Annotated in this window: 22 protein-coding genes, 2 tRNA genes and 1 riboswitch; of the genes, 11 read left to right on the top strand and 13 right to left on the bottom strand. The window is 71.1% G+C overall.

The annotated features are described in order from the left end of the window. Position 1: 1 nt before the first annotated feature. On the bottom strand, positions 2-1,687 hold the full coding sequence (gene ettA, locus EDF55_RS05755) for an energy-dependent translational throttle protein EttA (RefSeq protein ID WP_123654000.1): 1,686 nt from the start codon (positions 1,685-1,687) through the stop codon (positions 2-4). 228 nt (positions 1,688-1,915) lie between these two features. Between ettA and EDF55_RS05760 the strand changes: the two genes are divergently transcribed. Next, complete coding sequence (locus EDF55_RS05760; RefSeq protein ID WP_123654001.1) at positions 1,916-2,638, top strand: hypothetical protein; 723 nt, start codon at positions 1,916-1,918, stop codon at positions 2,636-2,638. A gap of 125 nt (positions 2,639-2,763) precedes the next feature. On the opposite strand, the gene EDF55_RS05765 is transcribed toward EDF55_RS05760, so the two are convergent. The 3 genes from EDF55_RS05765 to msrA form a co-directional block, all read right to left on the bottom strand. Next, entirely contained in the window at positions 2,764-3,417 is a 654-nt protein-coding gene (locus tag EDF55_RS05765) for a single-stranded DNA-binding protein (protein WP_123654002.1), read from the bottom strand. A 143-nt stretch (positions 3,418-3,560) separates the two neighbouring features. Then, positions 3,561-3,797, bottom strand: a complete 237-nt coding sequence (locus EDF55_RS05770) for a methyltransferase (RefSeq protein ID WP_123654003.1) — start codon at positions 3,795-3,797, stop codon at positions 3,561-3,563. Positions 3,798-3,834: 37 nt separating this feature from the next. Beyond that, on the bottom strand, positions 3,835-4,362 hold the full coding sequence (msrA, locus tag EDF55_RS05775; RefSeq protein WP_123654004.1) for a peptide-methionine (S)-S-oxide reductase MsrA: 528 nt from the start codon (positions 4,360-4,362) through the stop codon (positions 3,835-3,837). Positions 4,363-4,575: 213 nt separating this feature from the next. Between msrA and EDF55_RS05780 the strand changes: the two genes are divergently transcribed. After that, positions 4,576-4,842 carry a hypothetical protein gene (locus tag EDF55_RS05780; protein ID WP_123654005.1) on the top strand — a complete coding sequence of 89 codons (267 nt, stop codon included), beginning with the start codon at positions 4,576-4,578 and terminating at the stop codon, positions 4,840-4,842. 109 nt (positions 4,843-4,951) lie between these two features. Beyond that, positions 4,952-6,097: a hypothetical protein gene (locus EDF55_RS05785; protein WP_123654006.1), complete on the top strand. Its 1,146-nt coding sequence runs from the start codon at positions 4,952-4,954 to the stop codon at positions 6,095-6,097. 62 nt (positions 6,098-6,159) lie between these two features. On the opposite strand, the gene EDF55_RS05790 is transcribed toward EDF55_RS05785, so the two are convergent. From EDF55_RS05790 to EDF55_RS05805, 4 genes are all read right to left on the bottom strand, one after another. Continuing rightward, positions 6,160-6,232, bottom strand: a tRNA-Arg gene (locus EDF55_RS05790). A gap of 14 nt (positions 6,233-6,246) precedes the next feature. Next, positions 6,247-6,807 (bottom strand): AAA family ATPase, encoded by a 561-nt coding sequence (locus EDF55_RS05795; protein WP_123654007.1) that lies wholly within the window; start codon positions 6,805-6,807, stop codon positions 6,247-6,249. Positions 6,808-7,211: 404 nt separating this feature from the next. Continuing rightward, positions 7,212-7,475, bottom strand: a complete 264-nt coding sequence (locus tag EDF55_RS05800; RefSeq protein WP_123654008.1) for a thioredoxin domain-containing protein — start codon at positions 7,473-7,475, stop codon at positions 7,212-7,214. 29 nt (positions 7,476-7,504) lie between these two features. Beyond that, on the bottom strand, positions 7,505-7,795 hold the full coding sequence (locus tag EDF55_RS05805; RefSeq protein WP_123654009.1) for an oligoribonuclease: 291 nt from the start codon (positions 7,793-7,795) through the stop codon (positions 7,505-7,507). Positions 7,796-7,856: 61 nt separating this feature from the next. Between EDF55_RS05805 and EDF55_RS05810 the strand changes: the two genes are divergently transcribed. The 5 genes from EDF55_RS05810 (at position 7,857) to EDF55_RS05830 (ending at position 11,225) form a co-directional block, all read left to right on the top strand. Next, entirely contained in the window at positions 7,857-8,291 is a 435-nt protein-coding gene (locus EDF55_RS05810; RefSeq protein WP_123654010.1) for a MarR family winged helix-turn-helix transcriptional regulator, read from the top strand. Next, a complete protein-coding gene (locus tag EDF55_RS05815; RefSeq protein ID WP_123654011.1) occupies positions 8,288-9,538 on the top strand; it encodes an MFS transporter in 1,251 nt (416 codons plus the stop codon). The genes EDF55_RS05810 and EDF55_RS05815 overlap by 4 nt, the downstream gene beginning before the upstream one ends. A 411-nt stretch (positions 9,539-9,949) precedes the next feature. After that, positions 9,950-10,636 carry an oligoribonuclease gene (gene orn, locus EDF55_RS05820; RefSeq protein WP_123654012.1) on the top strand — a complete coding sequence of 229 codons (687 nt, stop codon included), beginning with the start codon at positions 9,950-9,952 and terminating at the stop codon, positions 10,634-10,636. Between the two features lie 64 nt (positions 10,637-10,700). Further along, positions 10,701-10,776 (top strand) — tRNA-His (locus tag EDF55_RS05825). Between the two features lie 104 nt (positions 10,777-10,880). Beyond that, entirely contained in the window at positions 10,881-11,225 is a 345-nt protein-coding gene (locus EDF55_RS05830; RefSeq protein ID WP_123654013.1) for a metallopeptidase family protein, read from the top strand. Between the two features lie 32 nt (positions 11,226-11,257). Here the strand turns inward: EDF55_RS05830 and EDF55_RS05835 are convergent, their stop codons facing one another. From EDF55_RS05835 to EDF55_RS05855, 5 genes are all read right to left on the bottom strand, one after another. Beyond that, a complete protein-coding gene (locus tag EDF55_RS05835; protein ID WP_260235840.1) occupies positions 11,258-11,899 on the bottom strand; it encodes an ATP-binding protein in 642 nt (213 codons plus the stop codon). Next, entirely contained in the window at positions 11,892-12,611 is a 720-nt protein-coding gene (locus EDF55_RS05840) for an energy-coupling factor transporter transmembrane protein EcfT (protein WP_260235841.1), read from the bottom strand. The genes EDF55_RS05835 and EDF55_RS05840 overlap by 8 nt, the downstream gene beginning before the upstream one ends. Positions 12,612-12,694: 83 nt before the next feature. Next, positions 12,695-14,464, bottom strand: coding sequence for an ABC transporter ATP-binding protein (locus EDF55_RS05845; RefSeq protein WP_185017170.1), 1,770 nt, complete (start codon positions 14,462-14,464; stop codon positions 12,695-12,697). Beyond that, on the bottom strand, positions 14,461-15,117 hold the full coding sequence (locus EDF55_RS05850; protein ID WP_123654015.1) for an ECF transporter S component: 657 nt from the start codon (positions 15,115-15,117) through the stop codon (positions 14,461-14,463). The genes EDF55_RS05845 and EDF55_RS05850 overlap by 4 nt, the downstream gene beginning before the upstream one ends. Continuing rightward, a riboswitch (TPP riboswitch) is annotated at positions 15,114-15,223 on the bottom strand. (Overlaps the previous gene by 4 nt.) Positions 15,224-15,259: 36 nt before the next feature. Next, entirely contained in the window at positions 15,260-15,583 is a 324-nt protein-coding gene (locus EDF55_RS05855; RefSeq protein ID WP_123654016.1) for a hypothetical protein, read from the bottom strand. A gap of 115 nt (positions 15,584-15,698) precedes the next feature. Between EDF55_RS05855 and glgX the strand changes: the two genes are divergently transcribed. From glgX to treZ, 3 genes are read left to right on the top strand one after another with little or no spacing between them, the layout of a single operon-like run. Then, on the top strand, positions 15,699-17,945 hold the full coding sequence (gene glgX / locus EDF55_RS05860) for a glycogen debranching protein GlgX (protein WP_123654017.1): 2,247 nt from the start codon (positions 15,699-15,701) through the stop codon (positions 17,943-17,945). Next, the gene (gene treY / locus EDF55_RS05865; protein WP_123654018.1) at positions 17,942-20,449 is read left to right on the top strand and encodes a malto-oligosyltrehalose synthase; all 2,508 of its coding nucleotides are present in this window, start codon (positions 17,942-17,944) and stop codon (positions 20,447-20,449) included. The genes glgX and treY overlap by 4 nt, the downstream gene beginning before the upstream one ends. Further along, entirely contained in the window at positions 20,446-22,200 is a 1,755-nt protein-coding gene (gene treZ, locus EDF55_RS05870; protein ID WP_123654019.1) for a malto-oligosyltrehalose trehalohydrolase, read from the top strand. Before treY ends, treZ begins: the two co-directional genes overlap by 4 nt. The last annotated feature ends 57 nt before the right edge of the window (positions 22,201-22,257 follow it).

Here is a 22,257-nt window from a genome sequence, read left to right on the forward strand (position 1 = left end):
GTCAGTCCCGCGTGAGCTTGCGGTACGTCGCGCGACCAGGCTTCGCGGCGTCGGCGCCGAGACGCTCGATCTTGTTCTCCTCGTACGCCTCGAAGTTGCCCTCGAACCAGTACCAGTTCGGCGTGCCGTCCTCGTTCAGGCCTTCCCACGCGAGGATGTGGGTCGCGATGCGGTCGAGGAACCACCGGTCGTGCGTGATCACCACGGCACAACCGGGGTACTCCAGGAGCGCGTTCTCGAGGCTGCCGAGGGTCTCGACGTCCAGGTCGTTGGTCGGTTCGTCGAGGAGCAGCAGGTTGCCGCCCTGCTTGAGCGTCAGCGCGAGGTTCAGACGGTTGCGCTCACCACCCGAGAGGATGCCCGCACGCTTCTGCTGGTCCGGACCCTTGAACCCGAACTGCGACACGTAGGCGCGAGAGGGGATCTCGGTCTTCCCGACCTGGATGTAGTCGAGCCCGTCGGACACGACTTCCCACAGGTTCTTGTTCGGGTCGATGCCGCCGCGGCTCTGGTCGACGTAGGAGATGTCGACCGTCTCGCCGATCTTCAGCGTGCCGCCGTCGAGCGGCTCGAGGCCCACGATCGTCTTGAAGAGGGTCGTCTTGCCGACGCCGTTCGGGCCGATCACCCCGACGATGCCGTTGCGGGGCAGCGTGAACGACAGGTCGTCGATGATGACGCGCTCACCGAACTGCTTGTGCAGCTTCTCGGCGTCGATGACCTGCGAGCCGAGTCGGGGGCCGACCGGGATCACGATCTCCTCGAAGTCGAGCTTCCGCGTGCGCTCGGCCTCGGTCACCATCTCCTCGTAGCGGGCGAGACGGGCCTTTGACTTCGCCTGGCGGCCCTTCGTGTTGCTGCGCACCCAGTCGAGCTCGGAGGACAGGCGCTTCGCCAGCTTGGCGTCCTTCTTGCCCTGGACTTCGAGGCGGGCACGCTTCTTCTCGAGGTAGGTCGAGTAGTTGCCCTCGTACGGGTACAGGCGACCGCGGTCGACCTCGGCGATCCACTGCGCGACGTGGTCGAGGAAGTACCGGTCGTGGGTCACGGCCAGGACGGCACCGTGGTACTGCTGCAGGTGCTGCTCGAGCCACTGCACGCTCTCGGCGTCGAGGTGGTTGGTGGGCTCGTCGAGGAGGAGCAGGTCGGGCTTCTGGAGCAGGAGCTTGCAGAGCGCGACGCGGCGCTTCTCACCACCGGAGAGGTGCGTGACGAGCTCGTCCCCCGGGGGGCACTGGAGCGCGGCCATGGCCTGCTCGAGCTGCGAGTCGAGGTCCCACGCGTCAGCGGCGTCGATCTCTTCCTGCAGGGTGCCCATCTCGGCGAGGAGCGCGTCGAAGTCGGCATCCGGCTCGGCCATCAACGCGGAGATCTCGTTGAAGCGGTCGAGCTTGTCCTTGATCGGGCCGACGCCTTCCTGGACGTTCTCGAGGACCGTCTTGGTCTCGTCGAGCTCGGGCTCCTGCATGAGGATGCCGACGGTGAAGCCCGGCGTGAGCTTGGCCTCACCGTTGGAGGGGGTGTCGAGCCCCGCCATGATCTTGAGGATCGTCGACTTACCGGCACCGTTCGGTCCCACGACGCCGATCTTGGCACCGGGGAGGAACGACATCGTGACGTCGTCGAGGATCAGCTTGTCGCCGACCGCCTTGCGGGCGCGGACCATCTGGTAGATGTACTCAGCCAAAACGTGAAAACCCAATCCTGTTCGTCGAGCGACTCAGCGGACCAGCCTACCGGCCGCAGTGCCCTGTCCGCTCAGCGCCGTGTCGCGCCGACGGGGGGTGTTCTTCTCGCGGTGATCGACGTAGCGTGACTTCGCCCTGCTCCGTGAGACCCACCCCCTCGCGGCCGGACGGCCCCCCAGGAACCTCGTCCGGCACACCCGACGCGAACTGACCGAAGGAACACGTTCATGTCGACCACTCGACTTCGTCGCATCGTCCTGCCCGCCGTCGGGGCACTCGCCCTCTTCGTCGGTCTCGTCGTCCCCGGTGGCGCGTCCGCGTCCGCCGCCACCGTCGCCCCGCACGGGACGCCGTACATGGTGTACTCCGCCAACATCTCGGAGAACGGCTCCGGGACCGGGTACTCGTCGTACATCAACGTGCACGACGCCCACAACAACGCCTTCGCGGTGGGGATCCAGTCCGACAAGGGCTCGGCCACGAGCAAGGGCAACCCGCGCTACATCTGGGAGCGCGTGCAGAACGGGAAGTTCACGTACGGGTACCTGGGCGCGGCGTCCCACAACCTCACCCCGGTGCAGATGCGGTGGTACCAGAACGACGTCGCCACGTTCCTGGTGAACGGGCACACGATCGCTGCGGTGTCGATGAAGCTGCAGGGCCGGTTCTTCTTCAACGCCGAGGGCAACGCGCGGCTCAACGGGGACGTCGTGCACTCGTCGATCCGCGACGTGAAGATCACCGTCGGCGCGCACCCGGGCCAGATCGGTCTCGCCGGGACCTGGAACACCGGGTTCTCGTTCCACGGGCTGAAGGCGCGGCAGTTCAACTCCGCGAAGAACCAGGGTGCGAGCTTCTGGATCGACGGCCGGGTCACCGGGCTGCCGAAGGGCGGCAACTGGGACACGACCGAGGTGGCCGGCATCGCGATGATCGCGCAGGCGTACTAGGAACGGGCGGTCCGCTCCGCGGATCAGTCCGCGCATCAGTCCGCGGAGCGGTCCGCGGAGCAGCGCGCCGAGCGGCCCGCGGCGTGCGAGCAACCCGCGCCCCAGCGTGACCGCCGACCCGACGCTCATGCGACGTCGAGGTCGGCGGGCGGCGCGAAGGCGGGATGCACGTCGTCGCCGTGCAGTGCCTCCGTTGCGGCAGCTGCCGCAGCGGCCTCGGGCAGCTCGTCGTGATGGCCTCCGCCGAGGTGCGCGTCGGCGTCGCGCTGCGCGTCGGCATCGCGCTGCGCATCGGCGTCCCGCGATCCGGCATCCCGCGATCCGACCTCGGCACGCGGTCCGGCGTCGGCTCCGCCGACCTCTCCCGTGGCGAGGTTCACCCGCGGACTGCTCCCCGGCGCCGCCGATGCTTCCGAGGCGTGGCGCGGGACCCGGATCCAGTTGCTGATCCCCCACGCCAGGTCGTGCCCGAGGCCCTCGGCGTCGATCTCGATCGAGGTCCCGCCGCGGCCGTCGCGTTCCCACGTCCGGATGCGGACCCGCCCGGTCACGATGATGCGGTCGCCCTTCTTCAGCGACTTGTGCGCGTTCGCGGCGAGGGACCGGAAGGCCGTGACGGTGAACCAGTTGGTCGGACCGTTGGTCCAGGTGGCGTTGGCACGGTCCCAGCGACGGGACGGCGATGCCAGACGCATGCTCGTGATGGCGATGCCGGTCTCGGTGACGAGGTGACGCGGCTCGGTCGCGACGATGCCGCAGATGGTGATGGTGTCGTTCATGCACCGATCGTCATCGAGCCCCGGACCGCCGAGGCGGGCCGAGGCTCGATGTGTGGGGTGTTGACCCGATCAGGTGACCTGTGGAGGAGGAGTCCCCCGAGCCTCCAGGCCGGTCCTGCCGGGACGCACCGGACCGTCACCGGTCAGTGCGCGTGGAACTCCGGACGCGACGCGAGCGGTCCGAGTGCCGCGTGGACCGCGCCCTTCGCCGTCTCCAGGGTCGGGTACGTCCCGCTCCTGGCGCCACGGTGACCGTAGAGCTCGACCCGGAAACCGTCCGGCGCGCGATGGATGCTGCCCACCGCGCCCGCCGGTCCGACCGCGACCCACGTCCCTGCCGTCGTCGTGTCGTTCGTCGTCGTCGTCGTGTTGTTCGTCATCGTGCGACCACCTCCTTGTGGCCCCGACGCCCGTGGTTCAGGACGCCAGGATGTACTGACTGTAGGCCTTGCGGACCTTGTTCACCTTCGGCAGCGCCACCGCGAGGCAGTAGCCCTGGCCGGGGTTCTTCGCGAAGAAGTCCTGGTGGTAGTCCTCCGCCGGGAAGAACGTCGTGAGCGGCTCGATCGTCGTGACGATCCCGCCGTCCCAGATGTCCGACGCGCGCTCGATCGCCTTCTCGAACAGTGCGCGCTGCTCGTCGTCCGCGGGGAACATCGCCGAGCGGTACTGCGTGCCGACGTCGGCACCCTGCCGGTTGAGCTGGCGCGGGTCGTGGAGCGTGAAGAAGACGTCGAGGATGACGTCAGCGGGGATGACCGACTCGTCGAAGGTCACTGCGACGGCTTCGGCGTGCCCGGTCCTGCCGGTGCACACCAGCTCGTACGAGGGGTCCTCGACGGTCCCTCCGATGTAGCCGGACACGACGTCCTGCACACCCTGGAGCGTGCGGTACACGGCGTCGAGACACCAGAAACATCCACCTGCGAGCACGAACGTGGTCATGGGCACAACCTAGCCTTCCTGGGCTCCGGAGAGCTCCGAGTTGGGGGACACCTCCTCCACAACACACTTCGGGTCCGCACTGTTCCCCGGTCGTCCAGCTGACCTCCAGCGTGTCAGTGGTCGCCCGTACCGTCGTCACCACACCGACCCGAACGTCACCGACCTCGGCGTCGACGACACGAACGTCACCGACACGGAACAGGAGGCACCACGATGCAGACCACGATCGAACCCAGCCTGCGCATCCGCACTGCGCACCCCGTCGCCCGCTCCCGCGGCGACCTCCGGATCCTCGACGTGCGGGACGACCTCGCCCGCGTCACCCGTGCGAACGGCGAGATCGTCGGCTACGTCGACCGCGTCGACGTCGCCGGCGACACCGCCTACCGGGCGCGTCGGTACGTCGCTGCCGAACGCCGCTTCGTCGAACTCCCCAACGTGTGGTCCGCGGACGACGCCGTGGACTGCCTCCGCTGGTGATCCTGACGCCTCTCGCATGATGTTCCACATTGGAATCAAGTGCGACCGGATGGACGGAACGCCGCCCGATCTCCCCTGGAACTGACCCACACGTGGATATGGTGCGCGCATGGACTGGTGGAACGACTTCATCGACTGGACCGCGTCGGACACGGGCTGGCGCGTGATCTCCGGAGCGCTGATCCCCTTCGTGGCGATCATCGTGGCCGGTGTCGTCGCGGCGCTCATCGGCCGCGGCGCCACCAAGCGCGTCGTGTCGCTGCAGGAGCGCGAATCGAAGAACGCGGCGGTCGCCGCGATCATCTCCGCCGCGCGCAAGGCCGCGACGTGGGGCACGCTCGGGCACGACGAGCGGAACTACGCCGACCACCTCGCCGAGGACGCCGACATCCGTCTCCGACTCCTGCCGATCGCCGGCGCGCCGCTCGCGGCGAACTGGGCGCAGCACGAGATCGCCGACATCAAGAAGAACTCCTCGACCTTCAGCTTCCAGGCGGAGCAGTCGCTCGCGGAGTTCCGTGACCGCCTCCTCGACTGGCAGGCCCGTCCCGGTCGCGCCCGCAAGCTGTTCAAGAGCGACCTCGAGCGCTGGAAGTTCGAGTCGCCCGACCCGGATGCCGACCTGATCAAGCGTCAGCAGGACTGGAGCGCCGACCAGACGGACGCCAAGCGTCCGGCAGCGGCACCGACGACGCCCGCCCCGACTCCCACGACGACGTCGCTCCGCCCCGCTGCACCCCGCCCGGGAGGCACTCCCTCCCCCGCCCCGCAGGGCACCCCCGCAGCCGCCGCGTCCACGGCCGCGGTCGCGCCGGCCGGGGCCGCTGCGTTCAGTGCCACCCGGAACGCCGGCACGCCGGTCCGGACGACGGACCCGAACGCGACCACTCCGATCTCGGACGGTCAGACGCGGTCGTACGGCGACGGGGTGACGCGTCCCTACGGCGACGACCAGACCCCGGTGCGCCCGGCGCTCGGGTCGCCCCGGTCCCCGGCTCCCACGTCGAACCAGTCGGATGACGACAACGCCGACGTCGTCGACGACGCGCCGCGCAACGACGTACGAGGCGACGAGCCAGGCAAGCTCACCGCGGGCCCCATCGACGCCGCCGCAACGCCGAACACCACCTCGGTGCCGACTCGGATCGCGGACGCGCCCGTCGAGCCCGCCGATTCGAACGAGACCTCCGAAGCGACGCACACGCAGCCGATCAGCGCGAACGAGCTGCGTCGCCGCGCGGAGGACGACGAGTAGTCGATCCGTTCCAGCTCGACACGAGGGCCGCCATCCGATCGGATGGCGGCCCTCGTCGTCGGTGCCCCCGGCAGGAATCGAACCCGCGGCACGGTGGGTAGAAACCACCTGCTCTATCCACTGAGCTACGGAGGCGGACGCCCACGATTCTATTCCGACGGGCGCAGCAGGCGATCGACCCACGCGTCGACGTCCGCTCGGGAGCGGAGCCGCACGATGCGCAGGTGCGGTGCCGTCCGTTCCACCGCCGGGACCATCTGCTGCATCTTCCGCCGTGTGCGCATCCCCCAGCGGATGATGTGGTCGCGGTTCGTGAAGAAGGTCCAGAGCGGGGGCTCGACGTTCCCGTTCCACAGCTCGATCCGACGGACACGACGACGGACCGTCCGCCGCAGCAGCCGCCAGAACGCCACCGGGACCGGCAGGTCGAGCCAGACGAGGGTGTCGGCCCGGGCTGCCAGCATCGCCCGTACCTGGCTGTACTGCCACTCGGTGACCCAGGCAGGTTCGGCGGAGTAGGCGTCGACGTCCGCCTCGAACGTCGGACGCGGCTCCCAGTCCCTTCCGTGGAAGAGGCTGTCGATCTCGGTGTGCGGGATGCCGAGCGCCCGAGCGATCCGCCCCGCTGTGGTCGTCTTGCCGACGCCGGTGGTCCCGGCCACGAGCACACGCCGCGGCGGTGGGTCGAGGACGTCTTCCGCTCCGAGCACCTCACGACCCTACCGATCGAGCCGCACCCCCCGCGGTGACGTCGCACACCGTCACTCCGCCGACCTCGGACTCGCCCGCCCCGTTGAGCGGGCGAAACACCCTGGTCGCCCCGGCCGCGGACGCTGGCATTTCGCCCGCTCGACCGGCGCACGCGCGACCCGCGCTCACCCCTGTCGCGAACCGGGTGATTCGCCCGTTCGGCCGAGCGGGCGAAACACCCCGGTCGCCCCGGCCGCTGCCCCGGGCATTTCGCCCGCTCGACCGGCGCACGCGCACGCGCGCGCGCACGGCGACGGTCACGCGCTCGCGGTGACCACCGTCGGGCGGTCAGCGCGTGGAGAAGGTGATCCGAGCCTCCCGTCCGGCCCGTTTGGAACGCAACCAGCCGCGAGCAGCCGAGCCGTCAGTCGACGGCGCGCGCGACCGCCATCAGCAGCTGATCGCGCGACGGGACCCCGGGCGAACGGAAGACCTCGGCTCCGTCCGCCCGCCGCACGATGATCGTGGGGGTGGACCGGATGCCGAGGTCTTCTGCGTCGTCCGGGTGTGCCGCGACGTCACGCTCGACGACGTCGAGCCCCGGGACGATCCGCGCTGCGTCGGCTGCCACCCGGCGGGCAGCGGCGCACGGCGCACAGAAGGCGGAGGTCCAGAGGTCGAGCTGCATGTCGTCCTGCAACGTCGGGGCGGGTCGGACTACTCCCGGTCGAACTCGCCGCTGCGGTCGCCGCGGTCCTGCAGGTCGTCGACCGGGTCGGACTCGCTCGGGACCCAGGTGTAGTCGACGGAGGTCTGGTCGAGGACCTGACGGGCGTGCGTGGCCTTGTAGGTGAAGGCGGTCTGCAGGCCTTCGACGTCCGCGAACACCGTGACCTCGTCCTCGACCGCGTCGCCGGTGGCGGTGCGGGTGTCCGTCGTCCCGTCGAAGGGGCCCTGGTGGAAGATGGCGGTGTACTCGTCGCCCTCGTGGATGGTGATGTCGCTCATGCCTCTTGTCTACCAGGGGCGACCTGTTGCCTGATTCATAGCAACGCTATATAGTTCTGCTATGGAAACATCGCGCGAGCAGACGATCGAGACGCTCCTGGTGTCCGTGAACCGCCTGATCCGCACCGCCGTCCAGTCCACGGGGAACACGACGTCCCCCGCGGTGTGGCGCACGCTCGGCATCCTCGAGACCGACCAGCCGCTCCGGCTCGGCGAACTCGCGAAGGCGTCCCGCGTGTCCCAGCCCACCATGACCCGCCTCGTCGCCGGCATGCTCGCCGACGACCTCGTTTCACGGTCCGTCGACCCCGGGGACTCCCGCGGCCAGCTCATCGAGATCACCGACGCGGGGATCGCCCGCCTGGTGGAGTGGCGCGTCACCCTGACGCGCACCGTCGGCCCGGTGTTCGCGGACCTCGACGACGACCAGTGGGACGTCCTGCACGAAGCATCGGCCCTCATCGCATCGAGGACCAGAACGGAGATCACCGCGTGAACGCGCACGCCCCTGCCCACGCTCCTTCGCAGAAGGGCAGCATCCTGAAGCAGTCCAAGGCGGTCTGGGCGATCGCGTTCGCCTGCGTCGTCGCCTTCATGGGCATCGGCCTGGTGGACCCGATCCTCCCGGCGATCGCGGCGTCCCTCAAGGCGACCCCGGCACAGACCGAGCTCCTGTTCACCAGCTACCTCGCCGTCACCGGCGTCGCGATGTTCTTCACCAGCTGGGTGTCGAGCCGCATCGGCGCGAAGAAGACCCTGATGATCGGGCTCGCCCTCATCGTGGTGTTCTCGGTGCTCGCCGCGGTGTCGAACGACGTGTGGACGATCATCGACTTCCGCGCCGGCTGGGGACTCGGGAACGCGCTGTTCATCTCCACCGCGCTCGCCACCATCGTCGGTGCCGCATCCGGCGGCACGGCCTCCGCGATCATCCTGTACGAGGCCGCGCTCGGCCTCGGCATCGCGATCGGCCCGCTCGTCGGCGGCCTGCTCGGCTCGATCAGCTGGCGCGGTCCGTTCTTCGGCGTCACGACCCTGATGGCCGTCGCGTTCATCGCCATCGTCGTCCTGCTGAAGTCCTCCGGCCTCGAGAAGCCCACCCCGACGAAGCTCTCCGCGCCGTTCCGTGCACTCGCCCGGCCGGCACTCGCCGCGCTCGCCGCGACCGCGCTGTTCTACAACATCGGGTTCTTCGTCCTGCTCGCCTACACGCCCTTCCCGCTCGGGTTCGGGGCGCTCGGGATCGGGTTCACGTTCTTCGGCTGGGGCGTCGGCCTGGCGATCACCTCGGTCTGGGTCGCGCCGATGCTCACCGCCCGGCTCCGGCGGACGACGGTGCTGCGGATCGCGCTGCCCCTGCTCGCGCTGGACCTCTTCGCCGCCGCGATCGTCGTGCGGTCGCAGGTCGGGCTCATCATCTGCGTGGTCATCGGCGGACTCGTGCTCGGTGTCCTCAACACGGTGCTCACGGAGTGCGTGATGGAGGCGACGGACCTCCCCCGCTCCGTCGCATCGAGCGCGTACTCGGCCGTCCGCTTCATCGGTGGCGCGATCGCCCCGCCGGTCGCCACGCTCCTCGCCGACGCGTACTCGCCCTCGGCTGCCTACGTGTTCGCCGGGGCGTCCGTCACGGTCGCGTTCGTCGTCACGCTGGTGACCGCTCGGGTGCTGCGGCGGGTCGACGACGGCGCGGAGGCGGAGCCCGTCGAGGCCGAGGCCATCGGCGCGGGCGAGATGGCGTAGGGCGCGGCGGCACTGGCGGGCGAGCGGGCGGCGCGGGCGCGGCGTCACGTTCGGGTCCCGTCCGAACCGCGTGTGTGCGCGTTCCGTCCAACGGGCGAAATGCCCGGGTCCACCACGAGGTCGACTCGGACATTTCGCCCGTTCGTCGTCCCGGAGGACGGGATCGGCCCGGGGCGCGAGCCCTGCTGGCGGGTGGGCGGGCGCACGAGCGGGCGAAATGCCCGGGTCCGCCGAGCGGACCACCCGGGTATTTCGCCCGTTCGACGAGGCGGGCGGGCGAGCGCAGCCGCGGCGCAGGCCCGGCAGCGGGGCGGCGACCGCCTGGAGGCCCGGGCGGGCGCGGCGGGCCGGCACCGGGCCTCCAGGCGGTCGGGTCCAGGGCCCCGCCCGGCCGGGAATAGGATCGTTGCCATGGCAACCGCGAATGACCGCCTCGTCTGGATCGACTGCGAGATGACGGGCCTCGACATCGAGGTCGACGAACTCGTGGAGGTGGCCGTGGTCATCACCGACTTCGACCTGAACCCCGTGCACCCCGGGTTCGACATCGTGATCAAGCCGGACCAGTCGGCGCTCGACAACATGAACGAGTTCGTGACGAACATGCACGTCACGTCGGGCCTCATCGAGGAGATCCCGAACGGCGTGTCCCTGGCGGACGCCGAGTACCAGGTGCTCGAGTACATCCTCGCCCACGTCCCCGCCGAGGGCTCAGCACCCCTGGCCGGCAACACCATCGGGACCGACCGTGCCTTCCTCGCGAAGTACATGCCGCGGGTCGACGGGCACCTGCACTACCGCAGCGTCGACGTGTCGAGCATCAAGGAGCTCTGCCGCCGCTGGTTCCCACGCGTGTACTTCAACGCGCCGGAGAAGCACGGTGGGCACCGGGCGCTCGCGGACATCCTCGAGTCGATCCGCGAGCTCGAGTACTACCGCCGCGCCGGGTTCGTCGCGGAGCCGGGGCCGACGACGGAGGACGTGAAGGCGATCTCGGCCGAGGTGGTGGAGTCGTGGGCACCCCGCCTGGCGCCGCAGTCCGCGGACGCCAGCGCGGAGCAGACCGCGGACGCCGGCGCGGAGCAGACCGCCGAGTAGTGTCCCGAGGACCCTCCTGCGTGTACTACTATTGAGTGGTTGCCCGGCACGCCGGGCGGACATGGTGGGTATAGCTCAGCTGGTAGAGCGCCTGGTTGTGGTCTAGGAGGTCGCGGGTTCGAGCCCCGTTACTCACCCCAATGTTCATGAGCACGACCGAAGTGCATGAACACGCCCGAAGGCCCTCGTCGCGAGACGGGGGCCTTCGTCGTCGTCCAGGCGGATGTGCCACGATCGTGCCGTGATGGAGATGTCCGCCGACGCGTTCGAGGCCCTCGTGACCGACGAGCTCGACCTGCTCCCCGACGAGATGGTCGACGGCCTCGACAACGTGGTGTTCGTGGTCGAGGCCGAACCGGAGGACGGCTCGGAGCTGTTCGGCATCTACGACGGCGTCGCCCAGACCGAGCGCGGGCAGTACGGCTTCGGCGAGCTGCCCGACCGGATCGTGGTGTTCCGGAAGCAGCACCTCGCGGAGTGCGACACCGAGGAAGAGCTCCGCGACGAGGTGCACACCACGCTCGTCCACGAGATCGGCCACTGGTACGGCATCGACGACGAGCGCCTGCACGAGCTCGGCTGGGCGTAGCGAGCCAACCAGACCGCAACGCCACCAGCCCGCTACGTCCCGAGCACCACGTCCGCCGATGCGCGCGGGTCATCCGCCGCGATGAACGCGTCCTCCTGGAGTGCCCACCGCTCCCACTCCGCCGCGAACACCGCGCCGTCCCGGTCGAGCGCCCGCCGCTTGCGCAGCCCGTCCTCGGCGGTCATCCACACCCGGAGCGTGGCGAGCGGTGCCGAGGCGCGGGACAGGGACCCGCACCCCTCGATGACGAGCGGCGCGCCGGGTTCGAGCGACACCCACCCCGCGGGCGCCGATGTCTCCCAGTCCCACCGCCGGTACCCCGACGGCGGTCCGAGGACGTCGCGGACCACGGCCTCGGCAGCGTCGGCGAGGCCGTCCCAGCCCGGGTAGAGGTCGTCCAGGTGCACGACCCGGCATCCGAGCGCGTCGCCCAGGGCGTTCCCGAGCGTGGTCTTCCCGGTCCCGGAGCGCCCGTCGACCAGGACGACGGACCGGCGGCCGGATGCCCGAGCAGCCGACCGTGCGCGCGAGGCGAGTTCCGTTGCGGGGCCGGGGCGAGCCTCCAGGCCGGTGTGGACGGGGCAGACGGGCCCGACGGGACCGACGGGGCCGACGGGGCCGACGGGGCCGGTGCGGCCGGTGCGGCCGGTGCCGCCCTCGCGCGACTCAGCCACGCCACGTCCCCGCAGCGACCGACACCGCGATCGACACCAGGCCGATCCCGACCAGGACCGCGATCATCGCCCACTCGCGTCCGCCGAACCCGGCTGGCCTGGCCCACGTCCGACGACCGGGCGCTCCGAACCCGCGCGACTCCATCGCGACCGCCAGGGTCGTCGCCCGTCGCAACGCCAGCACCAGCAGCGCGAACGCCATCGAGGCACCACGCCGCAGCCGCCCGGTGTCCGCCAGTCCCCGTGCCCGCCGGGCCATCGCGAGCTGCCGCCAGTCGTCGACCAGGAGCGTCATCATCCGGATCGCCGCCAGCGCTCCGAGCACGAAGCGGGCCGGCAGCCGCAGGATCTGTGCCAGCCCGTCCGCGAGGTCCGTGGGATCCACCCGGATGAACAGCACGATGCTCGGCACCCCCACGGCGAGCACGCGGAGCATCGTCGCGACCGCGAGCAGCAGGGACCCGTCGGTGACGTGGACGAAGCCGAGGTCGAGCCACTCCCGTCCGGAGGCCCGCCCGTAGAGCGCGATGCTCACGCCGGTCAGGGGGACCGCGAGGAGCACCGGAGACGTCCGGAGGAGCAGCGTCCGCACCGGGATGCGGAGGATCGGCAGCAGGGCGAGCTCGAGTCCCAGCGCGACCGCGGCGGACACCACGTCGAGGCTCAGCACCAGGCACAGGCCGAGGCCGAGCACGCCGAGGAGCGTGGCCACCGGTTGGACGGCGCGCACGCCTCGGACGGGCCGGACGGGAGGCTCGGCTCGGCTCGACGGGGCCGCCTGCGTCGCGGGGGCGGTCACCGCGGGACCTCGGACCGGGGTCGGGTGGGCGCGGTCGCGGTCGGCGCGGTCGTCGCGCTCGTCGCGCTCGTCGCGCTCGTCGCGCCCGTCGCGCCCGTCGCGCTCGTCGCGCCCGTCGCGCTCAGGACGAGTTCGTCCGCGTCCAGGGCCCGGACCAGGTCGCGGTCGTGGGTCACGGCGACCACCGCTGTCCCGGCGTCCGCGAGGGCTCCGAGCCGGTCGACCACCGCCTGCCACGTCGCGCGGTCCTGCCCCGAGGTCGGTTCGTCGAGCACGATGACCGGGGGCCTCGTCGCGACGACGGTGCCGATCGCGAGGCGCCGAGCCTCCCCACCCGAGAGCGTGAAGGGGTTCGCGTCCGCGAGGTGCCGGAGCCCGAACGCGTCGAGGAGCTCGTCCACGCGCTGGTCCGTGTCCGGCATGCCGAGGGCCCGCGGGCCGGCGGCGAGTTCCTCGCGGACGGTGCGGGCGACGAACTGGTGCTCGGGGTCCTGGAAGACGGTGCCGATGCGGGCGGCGAGCTCGCGGCTGGACCAGGCGTGCGGAGCGGTCGTGGCGGTGGTGGTGCTCAGGGCCTCGGTCGCACGGAGGGTGCCGTCGGCGGGGCGGAGGAGTCCGGCGAGCGTGAGGCCGAGCGTGGACTTGCCGACGCCGTTCGGCCCGGTGATCGCGAGGACCCGGCCGGCGCGGACCCGGAGGTCGATGCCGCTCCCGACGCGCTGCCGTTTGCCCCGCGCGGTCCCGAGTCGCTCCGCGACGAGGAGCGCCGCGTCGGGCGCTTCGCGCGGGGCGCCCTCGTCCTGCGGGCCGCCCTCGGCGAGCGGGCGAAATGCCCGGGCGGGGGCGTCGGCGGACGCCGGTATTTCGCCCGCTCGACCGGGCGCGGACTCGAGCGGGCGAAATGCCCGGGTGGGGGTCGCGGCGGACCCGGGCATTTCGCCCGCTCGACCCGGAGTGCGAGCGGGCGTGCGCGCGGAACCCCTCGCGGGTTCGGCGCCGGGGACCCACACGCCGGCCGCGGTCAGGGCAGCGCCGTGGGCGGCGAGCACCTCGGCGGGCGGCCCGTCGGCGACCACGCCTCCGCCGGGCTCGAGGAGCACGAGACGGTCGACCAGGTCGAGCCAGGTGCCGATCCGGTGCTCCACCACGAGGAGGGTCGCGCCGGTGTCGGCGAGCAGGGCCTCCACGGCGTCGTGCACCTGGGTGACGCCCGCGGGGTCGAGGTTCGCGCACGGCTCGTCGAGGACGAGGGCGCCCGGGCGCATCGCGAGCACCCCGGCGAGCGCCAGCCGTTGCCGCTGCCCGCCGGAGAGCATCGTCGTGGACCGGTCGAGCGCCAGGTCGAGCCCGACGACGTCGAGTGCCGACCGGACCCGCTCCCACGTCTCGCCACGCGGGACACCGGTGTTCTCGCACCCGAACGCCACGTCGTCGCCGACGCGGGACATCACGGTGTGCGCCTCGGGGTCCTGCATCACGAGTCCCACGCGGCCGCGGACGGACTCGGGCGCCGCTCCGTCGACGAGCACGGTGCCCTGCGCGGCGGCGGCGGTGTCGTCCTCGGGGTCCGGCTCGTCCGGCAGCACCGCGGCGACTGCCCGGAGGAGCGTCGACTTCCCGGCGCCGGAGGGGCCGACGATCGCGACGCGCTCCCCCGGCTCGACGACGAGGTCGACGCCGCGGACGGCCCAGGCGTCGCGGTCGGCGTACCGCCAGCCCCAGTCGTCGAACGCGATCCGGGCCGGGTGCACGCCCGGCGTGCTCACGCTGCCGAGGAGCTGGGACGGCGTCGGGTGTGCTCGCGACCGACCGCGAAGGATGACAGCACCCCGGTGCGCGCGAGTGCCCGGACGATCAGCCACGAGCCGATGCCGGCGATCACGGCACCCGAGATCGTGCCGCTGACGATGTAGACGGTCTTGAACGCGGCGTCGTACCCCGCGTACCAGAGCACCGAGTCGTTGATGCCCATCGCGAGGCCGGCTGCGGCTCCGGCGAGGACGACCACGGGGAGGCGGTACACGCGGTACAGGAACAGCGCGAGCACGATCTCGGCGCCGAGGCCCTGCACGAGGCCCGCTTCGAGGGTGCTCCAGCCCCACTGCGTCCCGAGGAGCGCCTCGACGCTGGCCGCGACGATCTCGGCGAAGAGCGCGGCGCCGGGCTTCCGGACGACGAGCGCGACGATGGGTCCGGCGAGGAGCCAGACGCCGCCGAAGAGCGCCTGGGTCCCGGGGAGCAGCAGGGCGACCGCTGCGGAGAGGGGCTCGTAGCCGAACTCCCAGAGCTTGAAGACGACGCCGACCGCGACGGCGAGCACGCTCGCGACGACGATGTCGACGACCCGCCAGCGGAGCGACCGCTTCGGCGCGGCCGACGTGGGGGTGGTTCGGACGGTGGACGGCGTGCTCGTAGGCATCTGTCAGGACTCCTCCCTGCGCCGGCATGACCCGGATCAGGTTCGACGGTCGGAGCGCTGCTCGCTCCCTCTCAGCCCGGCGATCCCGGACTCCCGTGTGTGTCCTGGCAGTGTACCGCTGCCCTCGGCCCTGTGACGGGGGCTACTTCTTCAGGACGCGGACGAGCTTCCGGAGCACCGTGCCGGTCACCCAGACCAGCGGGATGCTGACGGCGACGAGCGAGATGAGGTTGGGCTCGAACTCGAGGTCCTTGCCCGGGCGACGGATGTACGCGCCGATCGGCACGGAGACGCCGCCGCCTCCGCCGCCACCGTTGTCGTCGCCGTCCCCGCCGCCCCCGAAGCCGAACCACCCGAGGGACACCGGGATGAGTGTCTGGTCGCCGACCTCGACCGGTTCCCCGTAGTTCGTGGAGACGCCGATGGGACGGACCTTGTCTGCGATCTGCGTGACGATGTTGGCCATGCCGGCGACGCTACTCCGCTGTGGATGGACGCCGTTCGCCCACAGACCTGCGTGCGCGGCGGACAGCACAGGGACCCGTCGATACCTTTGGCAGGACCCATCTCAGGAGGATCGTTTGCACACCTGGCCCGGCAACCCCTACCCGCTCGGCGCGACCTACGACGGCAGCGGCACGAACTTCGCGCTGTTCAGCGAGGTCGCAGAGCGCGTGGAGCTCTGTCTCTTCGACGAGGACGGCAACGAGGAACGCGTTCCCCTCGTCGAGGTCGACGCGTACGTCTGGCACGCGTACCTGCCGAACGTCGGCCCCGGACAGCTCTACGGCTTCCGCGTCACCGGTCCGTACGACCCGGCGACCGGCGCACGCTGCAACCCGGAGAAGCTCCTCCTCGACCCGTACGCGAAGGCGACGAGCGGCGAGATCGACTGGGACCAGTCCCTCTTCTCGTACACGTTCGGCGACCCGGACTCCCGGAACGACGAGGACTCCGCGGCGCACATGGTCAAGGGCGTGGTGATCAACCCGTTCTTCGACTGGCAGGGCGACCGCGCACCGCGCACCCCGTACGGCGAGACCGTGATCTACGAGGCCCATGTGAAGGGCCTCACCGAGACGCACCCGGCAGTTCCGGAAGACCAGCGCGGCACCTACGCCGGCGTCTCCCACCCGGCGGTCATCGAGCACCTGCAGCGACTCGGGATCACGACGCTCGAACTGATGCCCGTGCACCAGTTCGTGAACGACTCGACGCTGCAGGACAAGGGCCTCTCGAACTACTGGGGCTACAACACCATCGGGTTCTTCGCGCCGCACTCGCACTACTCGTCCTCGGGCGACCAGGGCCAGCAGGTGCAGGAGTTCAAGACGATGGTGCGCGAGCTCCACCGTGCAGGGATCGAGGTCGTCCTCGACGTGGTCTACAACCACACCGCCGAGGGCAACCACATGGGCCCGACCCTGTCGTTCCGCGGCATCGACAACGCCGCGTACTACCGCTTGATGGACGACGACAAGCGCTACTACATGGACTACACGGGCACCGGCAACTCGCTCAACGTGGGACACCCGCACTCGCTGCAGCTCATCATGGACTCGCTCCGGTACTGGGTGACCGAGATGCACGTCGACGGCTTCCGCTTCGACCTCGCGTCGGCGCTGGCCCGTGAGTTCTACGAGGTCGACCGGCTCTCGGCCTTCTTCGAACTCGTCCAGCAGGACCCGATCGTGTCCCAGGTGAAGCTGATCGCCGAGCCGTGGGACGTCGGCCCCGGTGGCTACCAGGTCGGCAACTTCCCGCCGCAGTGGTCGGAGTGGAACGGCAAGTACCGCGACACCGTGCGCGACTTCTGGCGGGGCGAGTCCTCGACCCTCGGCGAGTTCGCCTCCAGGATCTCCGGCTCCGCCGACCTCTACGAGCACGACGGCCGCACCCCCAAGGCGAGCATCAACTTCATCACCGCGCACGACGGCTTCACGCTGTACGACCTCGTTGCGTACAACGAGAAGCACAACGAAGCCAACGGCGAGGACAACAACGACGGCGAGAGCCACAACCGGTCGTGGAACTCCGGGGTGGAGGGCCCGACGGACGACGAAGCGGTGAACGCGCTCCGGCTGCAGCGTCGCCGGAACTTCATCGCGACGCTGCTCCTCAGCCAAGGCGTCCCGATGATCGCCCACGGTGACGAACTCGGCCGCTCGCAGTCCGGCAACAACAACGTCTACGCGCAGGACTCCGAGCTGAGCTGGATCGACTGGGACACGGCGGACGACGACCTCATCCAGTTCACGGCCGACGTCACGAAGCTCCGGCACGACCACCCGACGTTCCGTCGCACCCGGTACTTCAACGGGCGCCCGGTGCGCCGCGGGCAGGACGAGCCGCTGCCGGACGTCGTGTGGCTGACCCCGTCGGGTGACGCGATGGAGCCCGAGGACTGGGACTCCGGATTCGGCAAGAGCGTCGGCATGTACCTGAACGGCGAGGGCATCCGCGGGCGTGACTCCCGCGGGGACCGGGTGACCGACGTCGCGTTCATCACGTACTTCAACGCCCACGACGACGTCGTGACGTTCACGCTGCCCCCGGAGGAGTACTCGCCGGGTTGGACCGTGCGGATCGACACCGCCGACCCCGGCGCGCGCGAGGAAGTCCTCGGCGCCGGCACGCCGCTCGACGTCCCGGCCCGCTCGATGATCGTGCTCCGCGCCGAACCCGACCACGAGGTCACGGTCACCCCCGCGGAGACCCAGACCGCCGGCGCCCCGGCACCGCGCGCACCGCAGGACGCGGTGACCCCGGCGAACCCGGCCGGATCGACGGCTCCGAGCGGCACCGCCCAGGGCGGAGCAACGCGATGACCAGCCGTGTGCCGGTGTCGACGTACCGGCTCCAGGTCTCGCCCGACTTCGACCTGGCCGCGGCGGCCGACGTCGTCGACTACGTGCGGGACCTCGGCGCCGACTGGCTCTACCTCTCCCCCGTGCTGCAGGCGGAGCCCGGCTCGAACCACGGTTACGACGTGGTCGACCACACCCGGATCGACGCCGAGCGCGGCGGGGACGACGCCTTCCGCGCGCTGACCGAGGCGGCCCACGCGGCGGGCCTCGGTGTGCTGGTGGACGTCGTCCCGAACCACGTCGGCGTCGCGACGCCGGAGAGCAACCCGTGGTGGTGGTCCCTGCTCGAACAGGGCCAGGGCTCCCCGGTCGCGCCGGCGTTCGACGTCGACTGGCAGGCCGGCGACGGCAAGATCCGGATCCCGGTGCTCGACGACCGGCTGCTGGACGCCGTCACGCTCGACACGACCCGGCAGCCCGCCGTGCTCCTCGTCGGCACGACCGCGTACCCGACCGCACCCGGGACGGTGCACGACGACGACAGCGGCCCGGACGCCGTCGCCGCGGTGCACGCCCGGCAGCACTACGAGTTCGTGCACTGGAAGCGCGCCGACCACGACCTGAACTACCGCCGGTTCTTCGCGGTGAACACCCTCGCCGCGATCCGCGTCGAGGACCCCGAGGTCTTCGCGGCCTCGCACGTCCTCGTCGGGGAGTGGTTCCGGGACGGCCTCGTCGACGGCCTCCGGACCGACCACCCGGACGGGCTGTACGACCCGGCCGGCTACCTCCAGGACCTCCACGAACTGACCGGCGGTGCCTACACGCTCGTCGAGAAGATCCTCGAGCCGGGTGAGGAACTCCCGGCGAGCTGGCCGGTGGACGGCACCACCGGCTACGACGCGCTCGGCATCGTCGACCGGCTGTTCGTCGACCCCCGTGGTGAGGAACCGCTCTGGGCGACCGTGGACGCCGAGCCCGCCGACTGGCAGGCGCTGACGCACGACACCCGGCGCGGGATCGCCGAGGGCATCCTCGGCAGTGAGGTCGACCGGCTCGCGCGGCTCCTCGGGGCGGACGGCACGGCGCAGGACCTCGACCACGCCCGCGTCGTCGATGCCCTCGCCGAGGTCATCGCGTCGTTCGACGTCTACCGCACCTACCTCCCCGAGGGCGCGCACCACCTCCTCACCGCCCTCGAGCTCGCCGCCGAGACCCGCCCCGACCTCGACGACGTCATCGACCGGATCGCCCCGGCGCTCGTCGACCCGTCGAACGCAGCCGCGATCCGGCTCCAGCAGACCAGCGGCATGGTGATGGCGAAGGGCGTCGAGGACACCGCCTTCTACCGCACCGCGAAGCTCAGCTCCCTGAGCGAGGTGGGCGGCGACCCGAGCATCTTCTCGGTCGGTCCGGACGAGTTCCACGCCGCGCAGCGCGAGCGCCTCGCCAGCTGGCCCCACACGATGACGACGCTCACCACCCACGACACGAAGCGCAGCGAGGACACCCGCGCCCGGATCGCGGTGCTCGCCGAGCTCGGCGACGAGTGGACCGAGACCTTCCAGCGGCTGCACGCCCTGGCCCCGCTCGAGGACGAGGTCTTCGCGAACCTGCTCTGGCAGGCGATCGTCGGCGCCCGTCCGGCCTCGCGCGAACGACTGCACGCCTACGCCGAGAAGGCCGCGCGCGAAGCGGGGAACAGCACGACCTGGACGGAACCGGACGAGGACTTCGAGGGCCGCATGCACGCGCTCGTCGATGCGTCCTTCGACGATCCCGCCGTGGTCGCACTGCTCGACGACCTGGACCAGCGGATCGATGCTGCCGGCTGGTCGAACGGCCTCGGCGTGAAGCTCGTCCAGCTCACCGCGCCCGGCGTCCCGGACGTCTACCAGGGCACCGAGCTCTGGGACCGCTCCCTCGTCGACCCGGACAACCGGCGCCCGGTGGACTACGCCGAACGCCGGCACCTCCTCGCCGAACTCGACGGCCCCGACGACGACGGGCCCGAGGTCCTGCCGTCCGTCGGCATCGACGGCGCCGCGAAGCTCCTGGTCACCAGCCGTGCCCTGCGCCTCCGCCGTGACCGGCCGGAGCTGTTCACCCGGTACCTCCCGATCGAGGCCACCGGCAGCGCGGCCGACCACGTCGTCGCGTTCGACCGCGGCGGCGCCGTCACGGTCGCCACCCGACTCCCGATCGGGCTGGCACGGGTCGGCGGGTGGGGCGACACGCTCATCCACCCGGCTCCCGTCGACCGCGTCGACCTCCTGACCGGGAGGCCCGTCCCGGCCTCCAGGGGCATCGCACTGTCCGAGCTGCTCACCACCTACCCCGTGGCCCTGCTGGTCCCGGCGGCGGACGTGGACGAGACCGGCCACGTCGCCGACGCGGCGACCGGGGCGGACGCGGGGCGCGCCTCCCGTCCGGCTGAGACCGCACCGACGCCGGATCCGAGCCGGACCGACTCGACCGAGACGCCCGAACAGGCGGAGATCGACATCCTGGAGGGCCACGCATGACCGCACCCGACCGCTACGCCGTGTGGGCGCCGGACCCCGAGCGGGTCCGCCTGGTCGTCGACGGCACCGAGTACCCGCTGACCCGGGGCGACGACGACTGGTGGCGCACCGACGAGATCGTCCCCGTGGTCGGTGCCCGGTACGGGTTCCGCATCGGCGACGACGACGCCGTCCGCCCCGATCCCCGCAGCCGGTACCAGCCGGACGGCGTACACGGTCCGTCGGAGGTCGTGGACCCGGCGCGGTTCGCGTGGACCGACGAGTCGTGGACCGGTCGGCCGGCCCGCGGCGCGGTGATCTACGAGATGCACGTCGGCACCTTCACCCCCGAGGGCACGCTCGACGCAGCCGCCGAACAGCTCGACCACCTCGTGGAGCTCGGTGTCGAGTTCGTCGAGCTCCTGCCGGTGAACGGCGTCAACGGCGAATGGAACTGGGGCTACGACGGCGTTGCCTGGTACGCGGTGCACGCACCGTACGGCGGCCCGGACGCCTACGACCGCTTCGTCGACACCGCGCACGCGCTGGGCCTCGGCGTCATCCAGGACGTCGTCTACAACCACCTCGGACCGAGCGGCAACTACCTGCCGCTGTACGGGCCGTACCTGGTGCAGGGGCTCGCGAACACGTGGGGTGACTCCGTGAACGTCGAGCACCCGGAGGTCCGTCGGTACGTCCTCGACAACGTGCGGATGTGGTTCCGGGACCACCACGTCGACGGGCTCCGGCTCGACGCGGTGCACGCGATCCGGGACACCTCCCGGCCGCACGTGCTGGCCGACATGGCGTCGGAGACGGATGCATACGCGTCCTTCGTCGGCAAGCCGCTCTCGCTCATCGCGGAGTCGGACCTCAACGACCCGGTCATGTTCCGGCCTCGCGAAGCCGCGGGGTACGGGCTCGCGGGGCAGTGGTCCGACGACTTCCACCACGCCGTGCACGTGGCGCTGACCGGGGAGACGAACGGCTACTACGCCGACTTCGCCCCGCTGTCGGCGCTCGCGAAGGTACTGCGGGACGGCTTCTTCCACGACGGCACGTGGTCCTCGTTCCGCGGCAAGCGGCACGGGCGGCCCATCGACCGCGGCACCTCCCCCGCGACGGCACTCGTCGTCGCGAACCAGAACCACGATCAGATCGGCAACCGCGCGGCCGGCGACCGTCTCGCCGCATCGCTGTCCGACGAGGGCCTGGTCATCGCGGCGGCCCTGACGCTGCTCGGCCCGTTCACGCCGATGCTCTTCATGGGCGAGGAGTTCGCCGCGACGACCCCGTGGCAGTTCTTCACCTCGCACCCCGAGCCGGAACTCGGCAAGGCCACCGCAGAAGGACGGATCGCGGAGTTCGCGGAGCACGGCTGGGACGAGTCGGTCGTGCCGGACCCGCAGGACCCGTCGACGTTCCAGAACTCGAAGCTCGACTGGTCCGACGTGACGTCGGACCGGGGCACGGCGATCCTCCGCGCGTACCGGGTCCTCGTCGCGCTGCGGCGGACCGACGAGGCCTTCGTCGACGACCGTTACGAGGCGAACGCCGTCCGCATCAGTGAGGAACGGCGCTGGCTCGTCCTCACGCGCGGGCTCCTCGGGCCGACCGCAGCACCGGTGCACGTCGTGGTGAACTTCCTCGACGACGCGGCCGAGGTCCCGGTGCCCGGCGCGACCGGCGAGGTCCTGTACGCGTTCGGTGAGGCCTCGGTCGCGACCGACTGCGTCCGGTTCACCGGGCGCGGGGTGGTCGTGCTGCGGTAGTCACGCTCCGTGCCGCTCGGGCGAGGGGCGGAGTGGTGCGCGAAAGCGACAGTGCTC

The sequence above is a fragment of the Curtobacterium sp. ZW137 genome, from assembly GCF_003762905.1.
Lineage (GTDB): Bacteria > Actinomycetota > Actinomycetes > Actinomycetales > Microbacteriaceae > Curtobacterium.